18 protein-coding genes and 1 riboswitch are annotated in these 19,954 nt (G+C 74.9%); of the genes, 3 read left to right on the top strand and 15 right to left on the bottom strand.

The genetic code is table 11. From position 1 onward, the window contains the following. From ribD to rpe, 3 genes are all read right to left on the bottom strand, one after another. Window positions 1-1,062, bottom strand: a complete 1,062-nt coding sequence (ribD, locus tag GCE86_RS05225; RefSeq protein ID WP_154225872.1) for a bifunctional diaminohydroxyphosphoribosylaminopyrimidine deaminase/5-amino-6-(5-phosphoribosylamino)uracil reductase RibD — start codon at window positions 1,060-1,062, stop codon at window positions 1-3. 169 nt (window positions 1,063-1,231) lie between these two features. Beyond that, a riboswitch (FMN riboswitch) is annotated at window positions 1,232-1,404 on the bottom strand. Between the two features lie 80 nt (window positions 1,405-1,484). Further along, window positions 1,485-2,441: a GGDEF domain-containing response regulator gene (locus GCE86_RS05220; protein WP_154225871.1), complete on the bottom strand. Its 957-nt coding sequence runs from the start codon at window positions 2,439-2,441 to the stop codon at window positions 1,485-1,487. Window position 2,442: 1 nt separating this feature from the next. Beyond that, a complete protein-coding gene (gene rpe, locus GCE86_RS05215) occupies window positions 2,443-3,123 on the bottom strand; it encodes a ribulose-phosphate 3-epimerase (protein WP_154225870.1) in 681 nt (226 codons plus the stop codon). Between the two features lie 258 nt (window positions 3,124-3,381). Between rpe and GCE86_RS05210 the strand changes: the two genes are divergently transcribed. Next, complete coding sequence (locus GCE86_RS05210) at window positions 3,382-4,269, top strand: septum formation family protein (protein ID WP_154225869.1); 888 nt, start codon at window positions 3,382-3,384, stop codon at window positions 4,267-4,269. A gap of 88 nt (window positions 4,270-4,357) precedes the next feature. Beyond that, window positions 4,358-5,248: a septum formation family protein gene (locus tag GCE86_RS05205; protein WP_154225868.1), complete on the top strand. Its 891-nt coding sequence runs from the start codon at window positions 4,358-4,360 to the stop codon at window positions 5,246-5,248. Window positions 5,249-5,290: 42 nt separating this feature from the next. Here GCE86_RS05205 and GCE86_RS05200 read toward each other — a convergent pair whose 3' ends face one another. The 6 genes from GCE86_RS05200 to GCE86_RS05175 all read right to left on the bottom strand — a co-directional run bounded on the left by GCE86_RS05200 (window position 5,291) and on the right by GCE86_RS05175 (window position 12,515). Beyond that, window positions 5,291-7,033 carry a M28 family peptidase gene (locus tag GCE86_RS05200; RefSeq protein WP_154225867.1) on the bottom strand — a complete coding sequence of 581 codons (1,743 nt, stop codon included), beginning with the start codon at window positions 7,031-7,033 and terminating at the stop codon, window positions 5,291-5,293. Window positions 7,034-7,247: 214 nt separating this feature from the next. After that, complete coding sequence (locus tag GCE86_RS05195; RefSeq protein WP_244317185.1) at window positions 7,248-8,816, bottom strand: RsmB/NOP family class I SAM-dependent RNA methyltransferase; 1,569 nt, start codon at window positions 8,814-8,816, stop codon at window positions 7,248-7,250. Further along, window positions 8,813-9,739, bottom strand: a complete 927-nt coding sequence (gene fmt, locus GCE86_RS05190; protein WP_154230338.1) for a methionyl-tRNA formyltransferase — start codon at window positions 9,737-9,739, stop codon at window positions 8,813-8,815. The genes GCE86_RS05195 and fmt overlap by 4 nt, the downstream gene beginning before the upstream one ends. 5 nt (window positions 9,740-9,744) lie before the next feature. Continuing rightward, window positions 9,745-10,305: a peptide deformylase gene (gene def / locus GCE86_RS05185; RefSeq protein ID WP_091309716.1), complete on the bottom strand. Its 561-nt coding sequence runs from the start codon at window positions 10,303-10,305 to the stop codon at window positions 9,745-9,747. 42 nt (window positions 10,306-10,347) lie between these two features. Further along, window positions 10,348-11,655 carry a cytochrome P450 gene (locus GCE86_RS05180; RefSeq protein WP_154230337.1) on the bottom strand — a complete coding sequence of 436 codons (1,308 nt, stop codon included), beginning with the start codon at window positions 11,653-11,655 and terminating at the stop codon, window positions 10,348-10,350. Continuing rightward, window positions 11,655-12,515, bottom strand: a complete 861-nt coding sequence (locus tag GCE86_RS05175) for a LysR family transcriptional regulator (protein WP_154225866.1) — start codon at window positions 12,513-12,515, stop codon at window positions 11,655-11,657. The genes GCE86_RS05180 and GCE86_RS05175 overlap by 1 nt, the downstream gene beginning before the upstream one ends. Before the next feature lie 76 nt (window positions 12,516-12,591). Between GCE86_RS05175 and GCE86_RS05170 the strand changes: the two genes are divergently transcribed. Continuing rightward, complete coding sequence (locus GCE86_RS05170) at window positions 12,592-13,308, top strand: CTP synthase C-terminal region-related (seleno)protein (RefSeq protein WP_154225865.1); 717 nt, start codon at window positions 12,592-12,594, stop codon at window positions 13,306-13,308. A 55-nt stretch (window positions 13,309-13,363) separates the two neighbouring features. Here GCE86_RS05170 and GCE86_RS05165 read toward each other — a convergent pair whose 3' ends face one another. The 6 genes from GCE86_RS05165 to GCE86_RS05140 form a co-directional block, all read right to left on the bottom strand. Next, window positions 13,364-14,347, bottom strand: coding sequence for an AAA family ATPase (locus GCE86_RS05165; RefSeq protein WP_154225864.1), 984 nt, complete (start codon window positions 14,345-14,347; stop codon window positions 13,364-13,366). Between the two features lie 224 nt (window positions 14,348-14,571). After that, the gene (locus GCE86_RS05160) at window positions 14,572-16,497 is read right to left on the bottom strand and encodes a primosomal protein N' (protein ID WP_244317183.1); all 1,926 of its coding nucleotides are present in this window, start codon (window positions 16,495-16,497) and stop codon (window positions 14,572-14,574) included. Between the two features lie 59 nt (window positions 16,498-16,556). After that, complete coding sequence (metK, locus tag GCE86_RS05155) at window positions 16,557-17,762, bottom strand: methionine adenosyltransferase (RefSeq protein ID WP_091263785.1); 1,206 nt, start codon at window positions 17,760-17,762, stop codon at window positions 16,557-16,559. 82 nt (window positions 17,763-17,844) lie between these two features. Next, a complete protein-coding gene (gene coaBC, locus GCE86_RS05150) occupies window positions 17,845-19,053 on the bottom strand; it encodes a bifunctional phosphopantothenoylcysteine decarboxylase/phosphopantothenate--cysteine ligase CoaBC (RefSeq protein WP_154225862.1) in 1,209 nt (402 codons plus the stop codon). A gap of 15 nt (window positions 19,054-19,068) precedes the next feature. After that, on the bottom strand, window positions 19,069-19,332 hold the full coding sequence (gene rpoZ, locus GCE86_RS05145; protein WP_007075826.1) for a DNA-directed RNA polymerase subunit omega: 264 nt from the start codon (window positions 19,330-19,332) through the stop codon (window positions 19,069-19,071). 63 nt (window positions 19,333-19,395) lie between these two features. Continuing rightward, window positions 19,396-19,929, bottom strand: coding sequence for a nucleoside/nucleotide kinase family protein (locus GCE86_RS05140; protein ID WP_154225861.1), 534 nt, complete (start codon window positions 19,927-19,929; stop codon window positions 19,396-19,398). Between the last annotated feature and the right edge of the window lie 25 nt (window positions 19,930-19,954).

Raw genomic sequence — 19,954 nt, 5'->3', positions numbered from 1 at the left:
TCAGGCCTCCCTCTTCCGGGGCAGCGCGGTGATCCGCAGGTCGGGACCGACCTGCGTAACGTCGGTGAGCTCCAGGTCGATGGCGTCGGCGATGGTCGTCACGCCGGCGTCCAGCAACGCGGTCGGGCCGGCGCCGAGCAGCTTCGGCGCGACGTACCCGACGATCTTGTCGACGAGGCCGGCGGCGAGGAACGCCCCGGCCAGGGTGGGGCCGCCCTCCAGCAGCGCGGCCCGCACGCCGCGGTGGTGCAGCTCCGCGAGCAGGGCCGCGAGGTCGACCCGGCCGTCCGGGCCCGCGCCGACCTCCGCGGCGGTGGCCACCCAGGTCCGGGCGGCGCCGTCGCGGACCCGGGCCTGCGCCGGGGTACGCCCCGAGCTGTCCACCACCACCCGCAGCGGCTGCCGGATGGCCAGGGTGCCGTCGCGCAGGTTGCGGGCGGTGAGCCGGGGATCGTCGGCCAGCACCGTGCCCACCCCGGCGATCACCGCGTCGACGGTGCCGCGCAGGGCGTGCACGTCGATCCGGGCCGCTTCCGAGGTGATCCACATGCTGGTGCCGTCGGCTGCCGCGGAGCGCCCGTCGAGGGTGGCCGCGTACTTCCAGATCAGGTACGGCCAGCCGCGGCGCATCGAGGTGAGCCAGGCGACGTTGCCGGCCTCGGCCTCCTCGGCGCGTACGCCGAGCTCGACCTGGATGCCGGCGGCGCGCAGGGTGGCCGCGCCGCCGGAGGCGACCGGGTTGGGGTCCGGGACGGCGACCACCACGCGGCCGACGCCGGCCGCGATGAGCGCGTGGCTGCAGGGGCCGGTGCGGCCGGTGTGGTCGCAGGGTTCCAGGGTGACCACGGCGGTGCCGCCCCGGGCGCGCTTGCCGGCCTGCGCCAGCGCGACGATCTCGGCGTGCGGTCCGCCCGCGTACGCGTGGAAGCCCTCGCCGGCGACCTCGCCGTCGGCGTCCAGCAGGACGCAGCCGACGACCGGGTTGGGGCTGGTCGCGCCGAGGCCGCGGGCGGCCAGCGCGATCGCGCGACGCATCGCCTCGTCCACGGAGACGCTCGCCATCGCCTGCCCTGCCCTCTCGCTCGCCGGTCGCGCGCGGGCGGGCCTGGGAGCGGTGCGGCACGGGTGCCGCGGACACGCGGCGGCGGAGGTCCGGGGACGGCACAGCCGACCCCGGGGAGCCCACGCGGCGGCTGAGGGTGCTCAGCGCCCGGCAGGGCCCTCCCCGTCCGCGCGCTGTCTCCCATCCGGACTGTCTGGGGGCGGACGAGCCGCACCCCAACCGTCGGCCCCGGATTCTCACCAGGTCCACCGTCCGGCCGAAGCCGTCCGGGTCGCGGGCTTACCACGGTCGGACCGTGGATCACCGCCGGTTCGGAATTTCACCGAGCCCCGCCAGCGCGTGGTGGGTACACCGGAAGTCTTACACGCCGGGCGGGGCCCCGCGCCACAGAGGCGAGCTACTTCACAGCGGGGCCGGATCGTCACGTCACGCCCCGGCGGCGGTCGACCGCGACGTATGACCCGGGCTGGCTCTTGGCGACCGTCTTCATCTCGGAGGCGACGGCGATCGCCTCCAGGGGATCGGTGAACCGTTTGCCGGAGTCGGACAGGGAGACGCCGATGGACAGGGTGACCAGGGCGGCCCGGCGGATGTTCCCCCGCCGGTCCTTCAGCTCGACGAAGCCGCGCTCCCGGTCGGTCGCGTCGTAGAGGGCGTCGGCGGCCTTCTCGAAGTCGACCACGGCCCGGCTGGTCAGCGGCCGGACCTGGGACGGGGTGCAGACGATGACGAAGTCGTCGCCGCCGACGTGGCCGAGGAAGGCCGGCGGCAGGCCGATCGAGACCACCGCGCGGTGCAGGCTGCGGGCCAGCGCCGAGATGAACTCGTCGCCGCAGACGAAGCCGTAGCGGTCGTTGACGCTCTTGAACCGGTCGATGTCGATGTAGCCGACGGCGTAGTCGACGCCGCTGCGCACCCGGTCGCTGATCTCCCGCCGGATCCGGCTGTTGCCGGGCAGCCCGGTCAGCGGCGAGACCTCCCGGAACTCCTTGTTGCGGCGCAGCGTGGAGCTGACCCGGGCGACCAGCTCGGCGGTGTCGAAGGGCTTGACGAGGTAGTCGTCCGCGCCCGCGCTGAGGCCGTTGACCTTGTCGGAGGTCATGCCCTTGGCGGTCAGCATGATCACCGGCAGGGCCGAGGTCATCGGGTCGGCGCGCAGCCGGCGGGTCAGTTCCAGGCCGTCGATCCGCGGCATCATGAGGTCGACCACGGCCAGGTCCGGCCGGTGCCGCTCGATGACCTCGAGGGCTTCCTGGCCGTCGCCGGCGTGCAGCACCTCGAACCCGTGCAGCCGCAGGTTGAACTCGACGAAGCGGGCGATGTCCTCGTCGTCGTCGACGACCAGGATCACGTCGGGTCGGTCGCCGGCCGGGTCCATCTCAGGCCCCGGTCGCCGCGCGTTCCGCCAGCCCGCGCAGCCGGCGGACCGCCTCGGCCGGGTCGTCGGCGCCGTAGACCGCGGTGCCGGCCACGAAGGCGTCGGCGCCGGCCGCGGCGGCCTGCTCGATGGTGTCCGCCGCGATCCCGCCGTCGACCTCGATGCGCAGCTCCAGGTGGCCGCTCGCGACGTGCCGCCGGGCGGTGCGCACCTTGTCGAGCAACTGCGGGATGAACCGCTGGCCGCCGAAGCCGGCCTTGATCGTCATGATCAGCAGCGTGTCGAAGCTCGGCAGCAGCTCCAGGTACGGCTCGATCGGGGTGTCCCGGTCGATCGCCAGCCCCGCCTTCGCCCCGGCCGAGCGGAGGTCCTTGGCCAGGGCCACCGGGTCGTCGCACGCCTCGGCGTGGAACGTCACGTTGTACGCCCCGGCATCGGCGTATCCGGGCGCCCACCGGCGCGGGTCCTCGATCATGAGGTGCACGTCGAAGGGCAGCTGGGTCGCCGCGCGCAGGCTCTGCACCACCGGCAGCCCGATGGTCAGGTTGGGCACGAAGTGGTTGTCCATGACGTCCACGTGCAACCAGTCCGCGGCGTGCTCGACGGCGCGGACCTCGTCGGCGAGGCGGGCGAAGTCGGCGGCCAGGATGCTGGGCGCGACGATCAGCGGCGGTACGGTCACCGGGCCAGTGTACGAAGGCGGTCACCCGCCGTCGGCAGCGCGGCTCCGCCGGCAGCCCGCTGTGACCCGGCCGTGACCCGCGGTGCAGAATCGGGCGGTCCGGCACGGAAAGTCGGCACGAATAGGCATCCGTGACTGGCCGATCGATCGAAACAGGGCGAAACTCCTACAGGGACTGTCACGTATGCTGCACGCCCGGCCGCGGGGAACACCGCACGGCCGCGGCGACCGGCTGTCATCTCCCGGGAAGGGCGGACGATGCGACGGTGGCTCCTGGCGCTGGCGCTGGCCGGCACGGCGACGGTGGCCCTGACCGGCTGTGTCCCGCCGCACCGCGCCGACGGGGACCTCACCGACGACTGGGCCGCACTTCCGGCGCCGCGCCTGTTCGTACCCGCCACGGACGCGTGCCTGCCCCGGCTCACCGCCGTGGTGCAGGCCGCCACCTACGAGACGGTCGACTGCGCGGGCAGCCACCTGGCCGAGTCGGTGCACGTCGGCACCTTCACCGGGCCGGCCGCCCAGGGCGCGCGGCCGGAGCCGGGCTCACCCGCGCTGCGCACCGCCCGCGCCGAGTGTGACCAGCGGGCCCGGGAGGTGATCGGCGGGGACTGGCACACCGCCCGGCTCACGTTGAACATCGCGCTGCCCCCGGTTACCGCCTGGGTGGCCGGCGCCCGCTGGTTCCGCTGCGACCTGGCCGAGACCGACAGCATCGACAACACCCGGCCGATCAACCGGGCTGGCAGCCTGCGCGGCGCCATGGTGGGCGACAGCCCCCTGGTGCACCGCTGCTTCGACCCGAAGCTGATCGGCGAGAACCTCAACTACATGGCCCCGGTGCTGTGCACCGAGCCGCACCGCGCCGAGTTCGTGGGCGTCTTCGAGGAACGGGACATGAGCTGGGCGGACTTCACCCGGGCCGCCCCGCAGGTGCACCGCCGCTGCATGGCGCTGATCGCCGCCTTCGCCGCGGTGCCGAACAACGCCGACCTGCCGTACCGGGCCGGATCGATCTTCTACCCGCCGTCGCAGCGGGAGTGGGAGGAGGGTGACCGGGGGGTGCGCTGTTTCCTGTGGAGCGACGACCGGAGGCTGACCCGCTCGGTACGCGGGGCGGGTCCGGCGGGACTACCCGTCGGCTGAGCCCCCGGTGCCGTATGCTGCACCGCCGAGGCGTGCCCGGCGCTCCGCGCCGGTCGGGCGACCAGGGACGACGGGGAGGTCGGTCGCGATGCGGCGATGGTGGGCGGCGGTCGCCGTGGGTGTCACGGCCGCGCTGGCGCTCGGCGGCTGCGGGGCGCCGGCCGGCGTCGACCGCGACCTGACCGACGAATGGCCCGCCCTCGCCGCCCCGGTGGCGTTCGTTCCGCAGGCCGGCACCTGCCACCCCACCGTCCAGGACATCGGCTACCTCAGCGGCTGGAACCCGGTCGACTGCGCCACCACGCACCGCGCCGAGACGCTGCACGTGGGCACCCTGACCGGCCCGGACGCCGGGCGCGGCACTCCCCCGCGCGCCGGTTCGACCGGCACCCGGACCGCCCACGCCGAGTGCGGCGAGCAGGTCGACAAGGCGGTCGGCGCCGAGTGGCGCTCGGGGCGGCTGCGGCTGTCGGTGGTCTTCCCGTCGGCCCCGGCCTGGACCGGCGGAGCCCGCTGGTTCCGCTGCGACGTCTCCGAGGTGGCCAGCCTGGACGACGGCAGCGTCGTCGCGCGCCGCGGCACCCTGCGGAACGCGCTGAAGCCCGGCTCGCCGCTGGCGCTGGGCTGCTACGAGCCGAAGCTCCGCAAGGACCACGTGGAGGAGATGAAGCCGGTCGCCTGCACCGCCAAGCACCACGCCGAGTTCGTGGGGGTCTACGACTTCCCCGACATCAGCTACGCCGAGTTCGAGCGCACGCCGCTGCGGGCGCACAAGGGCTGCCGCGGGCTGATCGCGAAGTACGTCAAGGTGCCGAACAACGGCGACCTCGTCTACCGCGCCGGCACGATCATCTACCACCCCTACAAGGAGGAGTGGCAGGACGGCGACCGCGGCGTGCAGTGCTTCCTCTGGGTCGAGGACCGCACGCTCACCCGCTCGCTCAAGGGCGGCGGCACCAAGGCGCTGCCGGTCACCTGAGCGCGGGCGGGGCGGGCTCGCGGCCCACCCCGCCCGGGTCGCTCAGCCGACCTGGAGCGTCACGTCGTCGACGACGAAGCTGGTCTGGAGCGAGGCGTCCTCGACCCCGGTCCACTTCAGCGTGACGGTCTGCCCGGCGTACGCGGCCAGGTTGAAGCTGCGCTGCGTGTAGCCGCTCGCCTTGTCGAGGTTCGAGTACGTCGCCAGGGTGGTCGAGCCGACCTGCACGGTCAGCTTGTCGTACGCGACGCTCGTGGTGGTCTCGGCCGTGTCGATGTGCAGCCAGAACGACAGGGTGTAGCCGGCGCACCCGGCCGGGATGCTCACCGACTGCGACAGCGTGTCGGTGTGGGTGCTGCCGTAGCCGTCCAGCCAGGCCTTGTAGCTGCCGGTCCGGGCCGCCTGGCTCGACGAGTTCGTGATGACACCCGAGGTGGCCGTCCACGGCGTGCTGCCCGACTCGAAGCTGCTGTTGGCGATGAGCTGGCCGCCGGAGCAGCCGCCCGTGCCGGTCACCGTGAGGGTGTAGCCGGCGCTGCGGGTGACCGAGCCGGTGCCGGTGACCGTGATGGTGAAGGTGCCGGTGGCCGCCGTCGCGGAGGCGGCGACCGTCATGGTGGCCGAGCCGCCCGAGGTGACCGAGGACGGGCTGAAGCTCACCGTCACCCCGCTGGGTGCGCCGGTGGCCGACAGGCTCACCGTCTGGGCGCTGCCGCTCGTGGTGGCGGTGCTGACCGTGGCCGTGGTGGAGCCGCCCCGGGCGACGCTGCCGGAGGTGGGGCTCACCGCGACGGAGAAGTCGTTGGTCGGGGTGCCGCCGCCGACCGCGAGCTGCCAGATCGCGTACGCCACGCCGTCGGCGCTGCGGTTGAGCACCGTCGCGCTGATGTTGCTGGTGGTGTCGCAGGAGCGGTGGTAGCACGAGTCGTACGCGGAGTTGGCGGTGCCGCCCCACTTGGCGGCCTGGGCGGTGGTCTTGCGGGCGCTGGCGCCGGCCGCGTAGCCGGAGGTGGGGATGCCGGCCTGCTGGAAGGAGTAGTCGTCGGAGCGGCCCTGGCCCTCGACGTTCTCCTCCGGCTGGAGGTTCAGCGAGTCCCAGTACGCCTTCAGGGGCGCCGCGGTGGTGGAGGTGAGCCGGTTGATGAAGTAGCCGCCGTTGGTCGAGGCGACCATGTCGAAGTTGTAGTAGCCCTTGATGTAGCCCTTCTGGGTGGCGCTCAGCGAGTTGACGTAGAACTCCGAGCCGTTCAGGCCCTGCTCCTCGTCGGTCCACCAGGCGAACCGGACCCGCTTGGTCATGCTCGGGTTCTGCTGGGCGAGGACCAGCGCGTTCTCCAGCAGGGTGGCCGAACCGGAGCCGTTGTCGTTGATGCCCGGGCCGGCGGAGACGCTGTCCAGGTGCGCGCCGAACATGACCACCTGGTCGGCCGGGCCCTGCGGCCACTCGGCGATGAGGTTGTTCGACCGGTACGTGCAGGTCGTGCAGACCTGCTCGGAGACCGTGTAGCCGGCGGCCTGGAGCTTGGCCTTCACGTAGCTGACCGAGGCGGTGTGGCCCGCCGAGCCGGCCCGCCGGTTGCCGCCGTTGCTGGTGGCGATGCTGTTGAGCTGGGTGAGGTGGGCCTGGACGTTGGTCACCGAGATGTCCGGCGCGGCGGCGGCGAGCGCGGGGGCGGCGCTGACGGGTGCGGGGGCGGCGCCGGCCGGTGCGGGGGCGGCCAGGGTCGCCGTCACGGCGGCGAAGAGGGCGAGCGCGAGGCCCGCGGTCGGCGTTCTGCGTCTCATGATGACTCCTCGTGGGGGTCGGCGGGACGTGCTGGCGGGGGTGGCGCGACCCGTGGGCCCCGGTGGGAGCCTCGGCGCCGGACTGATCGGAACAGTTACATGTATCGATGTAAGAGTCAACGGGGATGTCACATGACACAAAGCGGGACCGGCGTGGCCGGTCCCGCTTTTCTGGTTCACCTGTGGACATTCGGCCCGTCGGCCGGGCCCGCGCTCAGCCCCTGCGCAGCACCGCCAGGAACATCGCGTCCGTGCCGTGCCGCTGCGGCCACAGCTGGACCGTGGGCCCGTCCCCCAGCCCGGGCATGCCGGCGGGCAGCAGCGGGCGGGCGTCGACGAAGTCGACCGGGAAGCCGCACCGGCGCGACGCCTCGGTCACCGTCACGTGCGTCTCCACCGTGTGCGGCGAGCAGGTCACGTACGCGACCAGGCCGCCCGGCCGGACCGCGCGCAGCGCCGCCGTGAGCAGTTCCCGCTGCAACCGGGTCAGCGGCGGCAGGTCCGACGGCTGGCGGCGCCAGCGGGACTCCGGCCGGCGGCGCAGCGAGCCGAGCCCGGTGCACGGGGCGTCGACCAGCACCCGGTCGAAGTGCCCCTCCGGCAGCTTCGGGTCGGCCCCGACCGTGCGGCCGTCGGTGTTCAGCACGGTGACCGGCAGGCCCCGCGTGGCCTGGGCGACCAGCCGGGCCCGGTGCTCGGCCACCTCGACGGCGGTGAGCCGGGCGCCGCGCTCCGCGGCCAGGGCGCCGAGCAGGCCGGCCTTGCCGCCGGGACCGGCGCACAGGTCGAGCCAGCGGCCGTCCGGGCCGTCCAGCGGCGCCACCGCGAGGGCGTTCGCCACGAGCTGGGAGCCCTCGTCCTGGACGTGGGCGCGCCCCTCGATCACCGCCGCCAGCTCGCCCGGCGCGCCGCCGGACAGGTAGACCGCGTACGGCGAGAAGGCGCCCGGCGCCCCGCCGACCTCGTCGGCCAGCGCCACCGGGTCGGCCAGGCCAGGCCGGGCGCACAGGTGTACCGGCGGGCGCTCGTTGTCCTCGATGAGCAGGCGGGCGGTCTCGCGCAGGTCGCCGCCGAGCGCCTCGGCGAAGGCCCGCACGATCCACTGCGGATGGCTGTACGCCAGCGCCAGGTGGCCGATCGGGTCGGTCTCCTCGGACGGGGCGAGCTTCGCCACCCAGCCGTCGATGTCCCGGCCGGCCACCTCGCGCAGCACCGCGTTGGCGAAGCCAGTGGCCCCGGGACCGACCGTGCGGACCAGGTCCACGGTGGACGACACGGCCGCGTGCGCCGGCACCCGGGTGTGCAGGAGCTGGTAGGTCCCGAGCCGCAGCGCGTCCCGCACCGGCGGGTCGATCCGCTCCACGTCCCGGCCGGCCGCGTCGGTGATGATCGCGTCCAGGGTGCCGGTGTGGCGCAGCGTGCCGTACGTCAGCTCGGTGGCGAAGGCGGCGTCCCGGCCGGTCAGCCCCTCGTCGCGGAGCATCGCCGGCAGCACGAGGTTGGCGTACGCGTCGTCCCGGTGCACCGCGGCGATCGCCTGGTAGGCGACGTGCCGGGGCAGGTCCACGGCCGGCCGGGCCGGCCGCCGGACGCCGCCGCGCCGGTCGGCGCCGAAACGCCCCTCGCGCGGCGGCCCGTCACCCCGGCGCGCGGGACGCTCGCCGCGCTCCGGCCGGCCCCGGTCCCGGGACCGGTCGCCGCCGGTGAACCGCCCGGCGTCGCCGGAGCGGCCGCCGCGCGGACCCTCGTCGGGGAAACGCCCGGGCTCGGACGGCCCGGTCACGCGAGCACCTCACCGGCGGCGACCCGGGCGCCGCGCGCCCAGTCGCCGGCCGACATGGCCTTCTTGCCGGCCGCGCGCACTTCGCCGAGCTGCACCGGCACGGTGCCCGTGCCGGCCAGCACGCGGGCCTTCTCCACGAGCAGCTCGCCAGGCTTCAGCTCCGGGCCGTTGGCCACCGGGGTGACCGGGCCGAGCTTGACCCGGTCGCCGCGGAAGGTGGTCCACGGGCCCGGGGCCGGCGTGCAGGCGCGGATCCGGCGGTCCACGGCGAAGGCCGGGTCGGCCCAGCGGACCCGGGCGTCCTCGACGGTGAGCTTCGGCGCGAGGGAGACCCCGTCGGCCGGCTGCGGCTCGGCCCGGGCGGTGCCGGCCTCCAGCGCGTCGAGCACGGCCACGAGCAGCCCGGCGCCGGAGTGGGCGAGCCGCTCCAGCAGGTCCCCGGAGGTGTCGGCGGGCCGCACCTCGGCGGTGACGGTGCCGTAGACCGGGCCGGTGTCCAGGCCCTCCTCCAGCTGGAAGACGCTGGCACCGGTCAGCTCGTCGCCGTGCAGCACGGCGTGCTGCACGGGCGCCGCGCCGCGCCAGGCGGGCAGCAGCGAGAAGTGCAGGTTGATCCAGCCGAGCCGGGGGATCTCCAACGCCGCCGGCGGCACCAGCGCGCCGTAGGCGACCACCGGCACGCAGTCCGGGGCCAGCTCGCGGAGCCGGTCGAGGAACTCGGGCTCCCGCGGCCGCGCCGGGGTGAGCACCTCGACGCCGTGCGCGTCGGCCCAGGCGCCGACCGGGGAGCGGACCAGGCCCCGCCCGCGGCCGGCGGGGGCGTCGGGGCGGGTGACCACGGCGAGCAGCTCGTGACCGGAGGCCGCGATGGCGTCCAGCGCGGGCACGGCGACGGCCGGCGTGCCGGCGAAGACCAGGCGCATCCGGGTCACCGCCCCAGGCCGAAGGGGTTGCCGGCGGCGTGCGGGCTGAGCTTGACCGTCGGCGGGGCGGCGTCGTCGTACCACTCGGCCTGCCGGATCGCCTTCATGGCCTCCTTGCGGCCGGCCGGGTCGAGCCGGTCGACGAAGAGCACCCCGTCGAGGTGGTCGGTCTCGTGCTGCACGCAGCGGGCCATGAGGCCGGTGCCGACGATCTGCAGCGGGTCGCCGTAGCCGTTGAAGCCCTTGGCGATGACGTTCTGCCGGCGCTTCGTGTCGAAGTAGAGCCCCGGGATGGACAGGCAGCCCTCCGGGCCGTCCTGCTCCTCCTCGTCGGGGAACTCGAGCACGGGGTTGACCAGGTGCCCGAGGACGTCGTCCACGTCGAAGGTGAACACCCGCAGGCCCACCCCGAGCTGCGGCGCGGCCAGGCCGGCGCCGCTCTGCTCGCGCATCGTGTCGGTCAGGTCGGCGATGAGCTTGCGCAGCTCGGCGTCGAAATCGACCACCGGGTCGGCCGGCGTGCGCAGCACCGGATCGCCGAACAGACGGATGGGCTGGACGGTCACGCGGAGTGGCTCCTTGTCTGGGACGAGTGGTGCCGTACCAGTCTACGGAGTCGGTCCGGTCGCCCCGGCCGGCGTACCGCGATCGGTGACCCGCGCCGCCCCGTCACCGACGGTGACCGGCAGGGTCGCGTAGCCGCGCAGGGTGAGCCGGATCCGCCGCTCGCCCGGCCCGGCCAGGGCGAGGCCGGGCAGCCGGCGCAGCAGCAGCGGGAACGCCACCTGCGCCTCCAGCCGGGCCAGGCCCGCGCCGAGGCAGTAGTGCGGGCCGGCGCCGAAGGACAGCGGGTGCACCTGGGGACGCCAGGGGTCGAACCGCGCCGGCTCCGGGTAGCGGCCGGGGTCCCGGTTGGCGGCCCCCAGCAGCACGATGAGCCAGCTCCCGGCGGGCAGGTCCACCCCGCCGTAGCGGGTCGGCTCGGTGCTCATCCGGGACGTGAGCTGCACCGGTGAGTCGTAGCGCAGCAGCTCCTCGACGTAGCCGGGGGCGAACTCGGGTTGGTCGCGCAGGGTCGCCGCCGCGGCCGGGTGGTCGAGCAGCACCACGAGGCCGTTGCCGAGCAGGTTCGTGGTGGTCTCGAAGCCGGCCACCAGCAGGACGACGAGGTTCGACAGCAGCTCGTCCCCGGAGAGCCGGTCGCCGTCGGTGTCGTGGGCCTGCACGAGCGCGGTCGTGAGGTCGTCGGCCGGGGCGCGCCGCCGGGCCGCGACCAGCTCGGTGAAGTAGTCGCGCAGCTCGGTGGCGCCCCGGTCGGCCAGCGCCAGCTCGTCGGGGCTGATCTCCGGCTCCAGGACGCCGGTGAGGTCGGTGGCCCAGCGCCGGAACAGCGGCCGGTCCGCCGCCGGCACGCCGAGCAGCGCGCAGATCACCGCCACCGGAAGGGGGTACGCGAACTCGGCCATGAAGTCGACCGGCTCCCCCGCCCGGGCGCGGGCCAGCATCCGGTCGATCAGCTCGTCGGCCTGCGCCTCCACGACGTCGCGCAGGGCGGCGATCCGGCGCGGGGTGAACGCGCCGGCGGCGAGCCGGCGCATCCGGCTGTGGTCGGGCGGGTTGGTGCGCAGCATCGAGCGGGAGATCGAGGCGACCGCCGGGCTCTCCCGCCAGCCGGGGAGGATCTGGTCGCGCAGGTCGTCGTCCATCACTCCGAACCGGGCGTCCCGCAGGATCGCGTCGGCCTCCGCATAGCCGGTGACCAGGTGGAACGCCGGCCCCGCCGGGACCACCGCGCCGTGGTCGCGCAACCGCTCGTACGTCGGGTAGGGGTTCACCCGCCCCTGGGGCGACAGCAGCAGGGCGAGGGCGTCGGCAGGGTCCACGATTCGGCCTCCCCAGGCGTCGGAGGCCTCCATCATGCTCCCGCCGGCCGGACCCGGCGATCCCCCGCCGGCTCCGCGGGCCGGACCGCCTCGATGCGGTGCATCAGGCGCGGTGTGACGAGGTCGACCCCGACCAGCCCGGGGTGGCCGCGAACCGGCCCGGCCGGCAGCACCGCGAGGCCGTGCCCGGCCGCCACCGCGGCCAGGAGGCCGGCCGCATCCGTCCCGTCGTAGCGGACGGCCGGCCGGAAGCCGTCGGCGCCGGCGGCGGCCCGCAGTTGCGGCAGCGGCGCCGCGACGTCCGGCGCGTCGATCCAGCGGGCGACCGCCAGGTCCGCCAGGGACAGGCCCGATCGGCCGGCGAGCGGGTGGGATCGGGGCAGCGCCACCACCGCGGGCTGCTCGTCGTGCGGAGCGGTGGCGATCAGCCCCGCCTCGACGACCGGTAGGGGATCGCTGGGGGTGACGAAGCCGTCGAGCAGGCCCACGTCGAGCTCGTCGCTGCCGACCTGCTGGACCAGGTCCGCCCGAGGCCCCACCCGAAGCACCAGCCCGCGCGCCGGTTGGGCGGCGGCGAGCGCCGCCGCCGACGGTGCGGCCAGCGGCGTGGCGCCCACCCGCAGTGGTCCGGGACGGGGGGTGCCCAGCCGTGCCACGTCGGCCCGGGCGGTGGCCAGCCGCAGCAGAATGGGCCCGGCGTACGCCAGCAGCCGCTCCCCCGCCTCGGTGGGCGCCACCGGGCGACGCTGGAGCAGGCGTACGCCGAGGTCGGCTTCGAGCGCGGCGACCTGCTGGCTGACCGCCGACTGGGTGTAGCCGAGTTCCGCCGCCGCAGCCGAGAACGAGCGCAGCCGCGCCACGGCGGTGAAGGTGCGCAGCAGGTGCGGGTCCACCTCGATAAGCCTTCCTGATCGGTCCAGCAGGGATCATCGTTGGCTTTGATGGCCGAGCCCGGGTCAGGATGATCCCATGATCGTTCCCCGACTTGCCCTGGTCGCCGACCACTCCCCCGCCGTCCGCGCCCACGTCCGGGTGCCGGCCCTGCTGGCCGCGCTGCGCGAGCGGCACGGCACCGACGTCGACGCGTACTGGATTCCCACGCCCGAGGTGCCGACGAGCAGGCTGGACGAGTTCGACGCCATCTGGCTGTTGCCGGGCAGCCCGTACCGCAGTGAGGAGGGCGCGCTGCACGCGGCGGGCCGCGCCCGGTCCGCCGGCATTCCGTTCCTGGCCACCTGCGGCGGGTTCCAGCACGCCCTGCTGGAGTACGCCCGGGCGGTCTGCGGCCTGACCGGGGTCGCCCACGCCGAGAACACGCCGGCGGCGGACGAGCTGCTGATCGAACCGCTCGCCTGCGCGCTGCGCGGTCATGAGGGGCGGGTCCGGTTCACCGCGGGCTCCCTGGCCCAGCGGGTCGCCGGCGTCGAGCGCAGCATCGAGCGGTACCAGTGCGGCTACGGCCTCAACCACCGCTACCTGGACACCCTGGTCGCGCACGGCCTGCGGTTCACCGGACACGACGACGACGGCGAGGTCCGGGTGGCTGAGCTGCCCGGGCACCCGTTCTTCCTGGCCACCCTCTTCCAGCCGGAGCTGACCGGCGACGGCGATGAACCGCACCCGATGATCCGCGCGTTCGCGGCGGCGGCGGCGCAGCGGGCGGCCGAGCGGGTGGCAACGGCCTGAGCAGGGCCTGGCCAGGCGCCGCCGGGCGGAGTCGAGGGCCCGGGCGGGCCGGCGGTCAGGCGCCGGTGCCCGGCTCCCCGGCCAGCACCGCGTCCCCGCCCAGCAGGGCGTGCTCGGGCAGCGGCAGCGCGAGGCCGTGCGCGGCCTCCCAGTCGTGGATCAGGCTGGGCCGGGCCTGGGCGGCGAAGAAGTCCACCGCGCTCAGCCCGCCGACCACGGGTTCGTCGACCTCGGCGACCAGCCGGGCGGGGACCAGCGGGAAGCCGCTCTGGAGGGCGGCGCTGAGCCGGCGGTGACCGTCGACCACGAAGAAGTACTCGCCGGTGTAACCGATGGTCAGCGGCTCCAGGGCCTCGTCACCGGACCCGGCCACCTCGCCGACGAACTCCGAGTCCCACAGCCCGCGCAGGGTGGCGATGTCCTCGGTCGGGTAGACCCGGGCCGGGTCGAGCAGCAGCAGCGGCTGGCCGTCGCGCAGCACGTCGGCGCCGAGCCGACCCTCGTAGACGTCGATGACGTGCTGGATCACCTGCTCGGGGGTGGCCCGGGTGGTGTCGCAGACCAGGTCGTAGTTGCGCAGCCGGGCCTTGTCGACGCCGTATCGGACGATGAACCGGCCACGCTCGCTCTCGCTGCGCTCGCGGAGCTTGGCCTTCGCCTCCTCCAGCGAGGCGTAGCTCTCCGCCGGGCCGGAGGGGCGGGCCAGCACCCGCCGGGCCGCCTCGGTCGGCTCGGTGATCATGTGCACCTTGAGCGCGTCGGTGAAGAAGTGCCAGGCGAGCCGGGAGTCCATGACCAGGCTCTCGCCCGAGGCGGCGATGTCCCGCTGGAGCTGGTCGACGAAGCCGTCCACGGCCTGGTCCAGCTCGGCGTGCAGGTTGAGCTGGAGGGCGGTCATCTGCCGCTCCTGCGCCATCTGGCGGTAGAGGTCGCCGACGCTGACCCGGCGCAGCCCCAGCCGCTTGGCGATCTCGACGGAAACGGTGCTCTTGCCGCTGCCGAGGTCACCGTTGAAGACGATCGACTGACGAACGGTCACGACTGGTCCACCCCTGATCACCGGCTGATTGACATCATCGAATCCGCGTCGGCTCGACGCACCCCCTGCGCCGCGCCGCGCCCGGGAGCCGTCGTGCGCCTGGGCATGACGGGCGATGCTATCACGCGTCTTCCACCCATTTGCCGGACGAGGTGTCCGGCAAACCCCAGGTCACGACCGTACGCGACGGTCCGGGTGCGGCACGTCACGGGTGGCGGGCGGGCTCAGAACAGGCTGAGCGGGTCGATCTGGAGCCGGACCGGGTCGGCCGCCTTGCGGGCGCTGCGCTGCCCGGCGGCCGCGTGCAGCGCACCGGCCAGGGCGGCGGCCCGGGCCCGGGGCACCCGGACCAGCATCCGCTCCCGGCCCTCGTCGGCCGGCACCGGGCCGAGCACCTCGGCGTCGTCCGGCAGCCGGGCGCCGGCCAGCAGGTCCGCCACCGCGTCGGCCACGCCCGTGACGCTGGCCATCCGCACCGCCGGCGGGAAGCCCAGCTCGCGGCGCTCGGCAAGCTCCCGACCGGCGAACCAGGCGGAGTCCCAGCGCAGCAGCGCCTGCACGGGCGCGAGGGCGCCGTCGGCGACCACCACGACCCGGCCGCCGGCCGACCCCGGCCGGGCCAGCGCGGCGGCGGCCAGCCAGCGGCGCAGCGCCTCCTCACCGGCCCGCAGGTCGGCCCGGGTGAGCAACGCCCACGAGTCGAGCAGCAGCACCGCCCCGTAGCCGCCCTCCACGACCGGTTCCGCGCCGGGGGTGGCGATCACCAGGCCGGCGCCGGCCGGCACGGTCGCCAGCACCTCCTCCCGCCCCGAGGTGCGCACCGGCACACCGGGAAAGGCGCGGCCCAGCTCCTCGGCCGTCCGCCGGGCGCCGGTGACCGAGGCGCGCAGCCGCCGCCCGCCGCACTCCGGGCAGGCGTACGCGGCGGCGACCCGGCCGCACCAGCGGCAGGCGGGCGCCCCCTCGGCCGAGGGCAGGCCCAGCGGACCGGCGCAGTGCGGGCAGCGGGCCGGGGCCCGGCAGTCGGCGCACGCCACCGAGGGCAGGTAGCCGCGGCGGGGCACCTGCACGAGCACCGGCAGGTCGGCGCGGAGCGCGTCCCGGGCGGTGGTCCAGGCCAGGCTGGGCAGCCGGGCGGAGGCGGCACCGGGGTCCCGGGCCAGGTGCGGGTCGTCGCCGGTCGGCGCGATGGCCGGCATCCGCGCCCGCACGGTCGCCCGGTCGGCGACCACCTCGCGGGCCCAGCCGGTCTCCACGAGCAGCTGGGCCTCGGCGGTGCGGGCGTGGCCCCCGACGAGGGCCCCGGCCCCGGTGAGCTGGGCGCGGGTGAGCAGCACCTCCCGGGCGTGCGGGTAGGGCGCCCGGGGCTCGGCGTGCAGGTCGTCGCCGTCGTCCCAGATCGCCACGAGGCCGAGCCGCTCGACCGGGGCGAACATGGCCGCCCGGGTGCCGATCACCACGGGCACGTCGCCCCGGCGGGCGGCGAGGAACGCCCGGTAGCGGCGGGCCGGTCCGGCCGCGGCGGACAGGCAGGCGTGCCGGGCGGGCCCGAGGACGGCGGTCAGGGCGGCGTCCAGCCGGTCCAGGTCCCGGGCGTCGGCCACCACGACCACGGCGCCCCGGCCGCCGGCCACGGTGGCGGCCACGGCGTCGGCGTACCGGTCGGCCCAGTCCTCGCCGGGCAGCGCGGACCAGACGGCCCGGGGTCCCCGGCCGGCGGTGAGCGCGCGCAGCAGCGCCGGCCCCGCCGGGTAGTCGCGCCAGCCGCGCGGGTCGACCGGTGTGGGATCGCTCGCGGGCTCGTCGGGGGTGGCGGCCGGTTCGGTTGCGGTGACGTCCTTCTCGACCCGGGCGTGCCGGGGCGGGACGGCGAGCCGGAGCACGTCGGCGAGGCTGCCGGCGTAGCGGTCGGCCACCGCGCGGGCCAGCTCCGCCACCTCCGGCGCCAGCACCGGCACCGGGGAGACGACCTTCTCCAGGTACGCCAGCTTCGGGTGCGCGGACTCCGCCACGCGCTCCAGCAGCCAGCCGTCGACGAGCTGACCGGCGAAGCGGACCTTCACCCGCACCCCGGGCCGGGCGTCGGCGTCCAGGGTGTCGGGGACCAGGTAGTCGAAGGGGCGGTCGAGGTGCGGCAGGGGCACGTCCACGCAGACGCGAGCGACCGGCGACCCCTCGGCGGGTCGCCGGTCGCCCCGCCTGGTGGCGGTCAGGCTCCCGCGGCCGACTTGAGGTCGGCGGCCCGGTCGGTGCTCTCCCAGGTGAGGTCCGGCAGCTCACGGCCGAAGTGGCCGTAGGCGGCGGTCTGCTGGTAGATCGGGCGGAGCAGGTTCAGGTCCCGGATGATCGCGGCCGGGCGCAGGTCGAAGACCTCGGCGACGGCCTTCTCGATCGAGGCGACCGGCACGGTCTCGGTGCCGAAGGTCTCGATGAACAGGCTCACCGGGTGGGCCTTGCCGATCGCGTACGCGACCTGCGCCTCGCACCGCTCGGCCAGGCCGGCGGCGACCACGTTCTTGGCCACCCAGCGCATGGCGTACGCGGCGGAGCGGTCCACCTTGGACGGGTCCTTGCCGGAGAACGCGCCGCCACCGTGCCGGGCGTAGCCGCCGTAGGTGTCGACGATGATCTTCCGGCCGGTGAGGCCGGCGTCGCCCATCGGGCCGCCGATCTCGAAGCGCCCGGTCGGGTTGACCAGCAGCCGGTAGCCCTCGGTGTCCAGGCCGAGGCCCTCCAGCTCGGGGGTGATGACGTGGTCGCGGACGTCCGGGGTGAGCAGCGACTCGAGCGAGATGTCCGCCGCGTGCTGGCTGGAGACCACCACGGTGTCGAGCCGGACGGGGCGCAGCCCGTCGTACTCGATGGTCACCTGGGTCTTGCCGTCGGGCCGCAGGTAGGGGATCGTGCCGTCCTTGCGGACCTGGGCGAGCCGGCGGGCGAGCCGGTGGGCCAGCGCGATCGGCAGCGGCATGAGCTCGGGCGTCTCGGAGCAGGCGAAGCCGAACATCATGCCCTGGTCGCCGGCGCCCTGCGCGTCGAGCGCGCTCTCCGACGAGCCGGTACGCAGCTCGAACGCGTTGTCCACGCCCTGCGCGATGTCGGGCGACTGGGCGCCGATGGAGACGCTCACGCCGCAGGAGGCGCCGTCGAAGCCCTTCTTCGACGAGTCGTAGCCGATCGACAGGATGGTGTCCCGCACGATGGTCGGGATGTCGGCGTACGCCTTGGTGGTCACCTCGCCGGCGACGTGCACCTGGCCCGTGGTGATCAGGGTCTCGACCGCGACACGGCTGTGCGGGTCCTGGGCGAGCAGCGCGTCGAGAATGCCGTCACTGATCTGGTCGGCGATCTTGTCCGGGTGGCCTTCCGTGACCGATTCGGACGTGAAGAGACGTGTCACGGCACTCCTAAGCATGTGAAGACTTTTAAAGGTCGCTCGGCGGCAGTTTAGCCATCGTGCTCCCAGGGTGACCCGCGGAACCGAGGGTGACCAACCGTCAGGATTGCGCACCCAGTCGAGCGACCACGAGGTCCCAGACGGCGTCGGCCAGATCCTCCTTGGGCTGCTCGGGCATTCGGTGCACCGACCCGTCCGCCCCGATCACCGTGGCGGCGTTGGTCTCGGCTCCGAAGACCTTGTCCACACCGACCTCATTGATCACGATGAGGTCGGCGCGCTTGCGGGCGAGCTTGGCCCGGCCGTTGGCCTCGGCGTCGCCGGTCTCGGCGGCGAAGACCACCAGCACCTGCTCGGGCCGCCGGCGCCGGCCCAGCTCGGCCGCGATGTCGGGGTTGGTGACCAGCTCGATGGTGGGCGCGCTGCCGTCGTCCGACTTCTTGATCTTACCGGGCGCGTAGGTGGCCGGGCGGAAATCGGCGGGCGCGGCGGCCATCACCACGGCGTCGGCGTCGGCGGCCGCCTCCAGGGTCGCCTTCCGCAGCTCCTCGGTGCTGCCCACCCGGACCAGGTCGGCGCCGGCCGGGTCGGCGAGCGCGACGTTGGCCGAGACCAGGGTGACCCGGGCGCCCCTGGCCACGGCGGCCCGGGCGAACGCGTAACCCTGCTTGCCGGAGGAGCGGTTGCCGAGGAAGCGGACCGGGTCGAGCGGCTCGCGGGTGCCGCCGGCGGTGACCACCACGTGCCGGCCGGCCAGGTCCGCGGGGGCGGCGCCACCACGCGCGAGGGCCCGCCGGGCGACCGCGAAGATCTCGGCCGGGTCGGGCAGCCGGCCCTTGCCGGTGTCCTTGCCGGTGAGCCGGCCGACCGCGGGCTCGATCACGACGACGCCGCGGGACCGCAGGGTGGCCACGTTGGCGACGGTGGCGGGGTGCTCCCACATCTCGGTGTGCATGGCCGGCGCCAGCACCACCGGACAGCGCGCGGTCAGCAGGGTGTTGGTGAGCAGGTCGTCGGCGAGGCCGTGGGCGGCCTTGGCGAGCAGGTCGGCGGTCGTGGGCGTCACCACGACCAGATCGGCGTGCTGCCCGAGGCGGACGTGCGGCACCTCGTGCACGTCGGACCAGACGTCGTCGGCGACCGGCTGGCCGGACAGCGCGGCCCAGGTCGGCGCCCCGACGAAACGGAGCGCCGACGCGGTCGGCACGACCCGGACGCGGTGACCCGACTCGGTGAAGAGCCGGAGCAGCTCACACGCCTTGTAGGCGGCGATGCCGCCGCCGACCCCGAGGACGATCTCGGCGGCCATCGGCGCGGGCGGTGCTTACGGCTGGTCGGTCGGCTCGGCGGTGAGCAGACCCGCGTTGATCTCGCGCATGGCGATGGAGAGCGGCTTCTCCTGGGGGGTGGTCTCCACCAGCGGGCCGACGTACTCCAGCAGGCCCTCACCGAGCTGGCTGTAGTAGGCGTTGACCTGGCGCGCGCGCTTGGCGGCGAAGATCACCAGCGCGTACTTCGAGGTGGTCTTCTCGAGGAGCTCGTCGATCGGCGGGTTGGTGATGCCTTCGGGGTTGGCGATGGATCCCACGAAATAACCTCTGCGTCGTTGTGCACCGCCCGGGGGCGGTGGCCTCTCAGGAGCGGTGGCCGCTCAACCGCTCGGGCGCGGTCGGGCCGGAGCCAGGAAGGAAGAACCGAGCAAGCCTACCAGCTCATCGGCCGCGCGCTCGGTGCGGTCGTGCACCACGGCGTGTGCGAAGGCGGCCGCGAGGGCCGGGTCGGGCCGGTACGCGGGCGGGACGAGCAGCACCAGCCGCGCGTCCGGCAGCACGGCCCGGACGGCGAGCGCGCCCGGCAGGTCCAGCGGGAGCAGCACCGGCCGGCCCTCGGCGAGCCGGGCCCGCACGCCGGCGCGCGGCACCCCGCGCCGGTACGGCCCGATCCGGCTCCACTCCAGCAGCTCGTCGGCCGCGACCATCCGGTCGAAGTCGCCCGCGCCGAGGAAGAGCCGGTCGACGCCGTCCACCTCGCCGGGGCACGCCGGCCGGGTGGTGGCCGCCACCGGCACCCACACGGACGGAAAGCGCGCCCGGACGAGCTCGACGACACTCTCCCCGCCGGCCCCCGAAGGTCCGGCCAGGACAGTGAGCCGAGCCGCCGGGCGCGCCTCGTCATCCGTGCTCACCGCTTGTTTCTACACGGTGGGCCGT

The organism is Micromonospora terminaliae (genome assembly GCF_009671205.1).
Taxonomy (GTDB): Bacteria; Actinomycetota; Actinomycetes; order Mycobacteriales; family Micromonosporaceae; genus Micromonospora; species Micromonospora terminaliae.
This window is presented reverse-complemented; position numbering and strand designations above follow the sequence as displayed.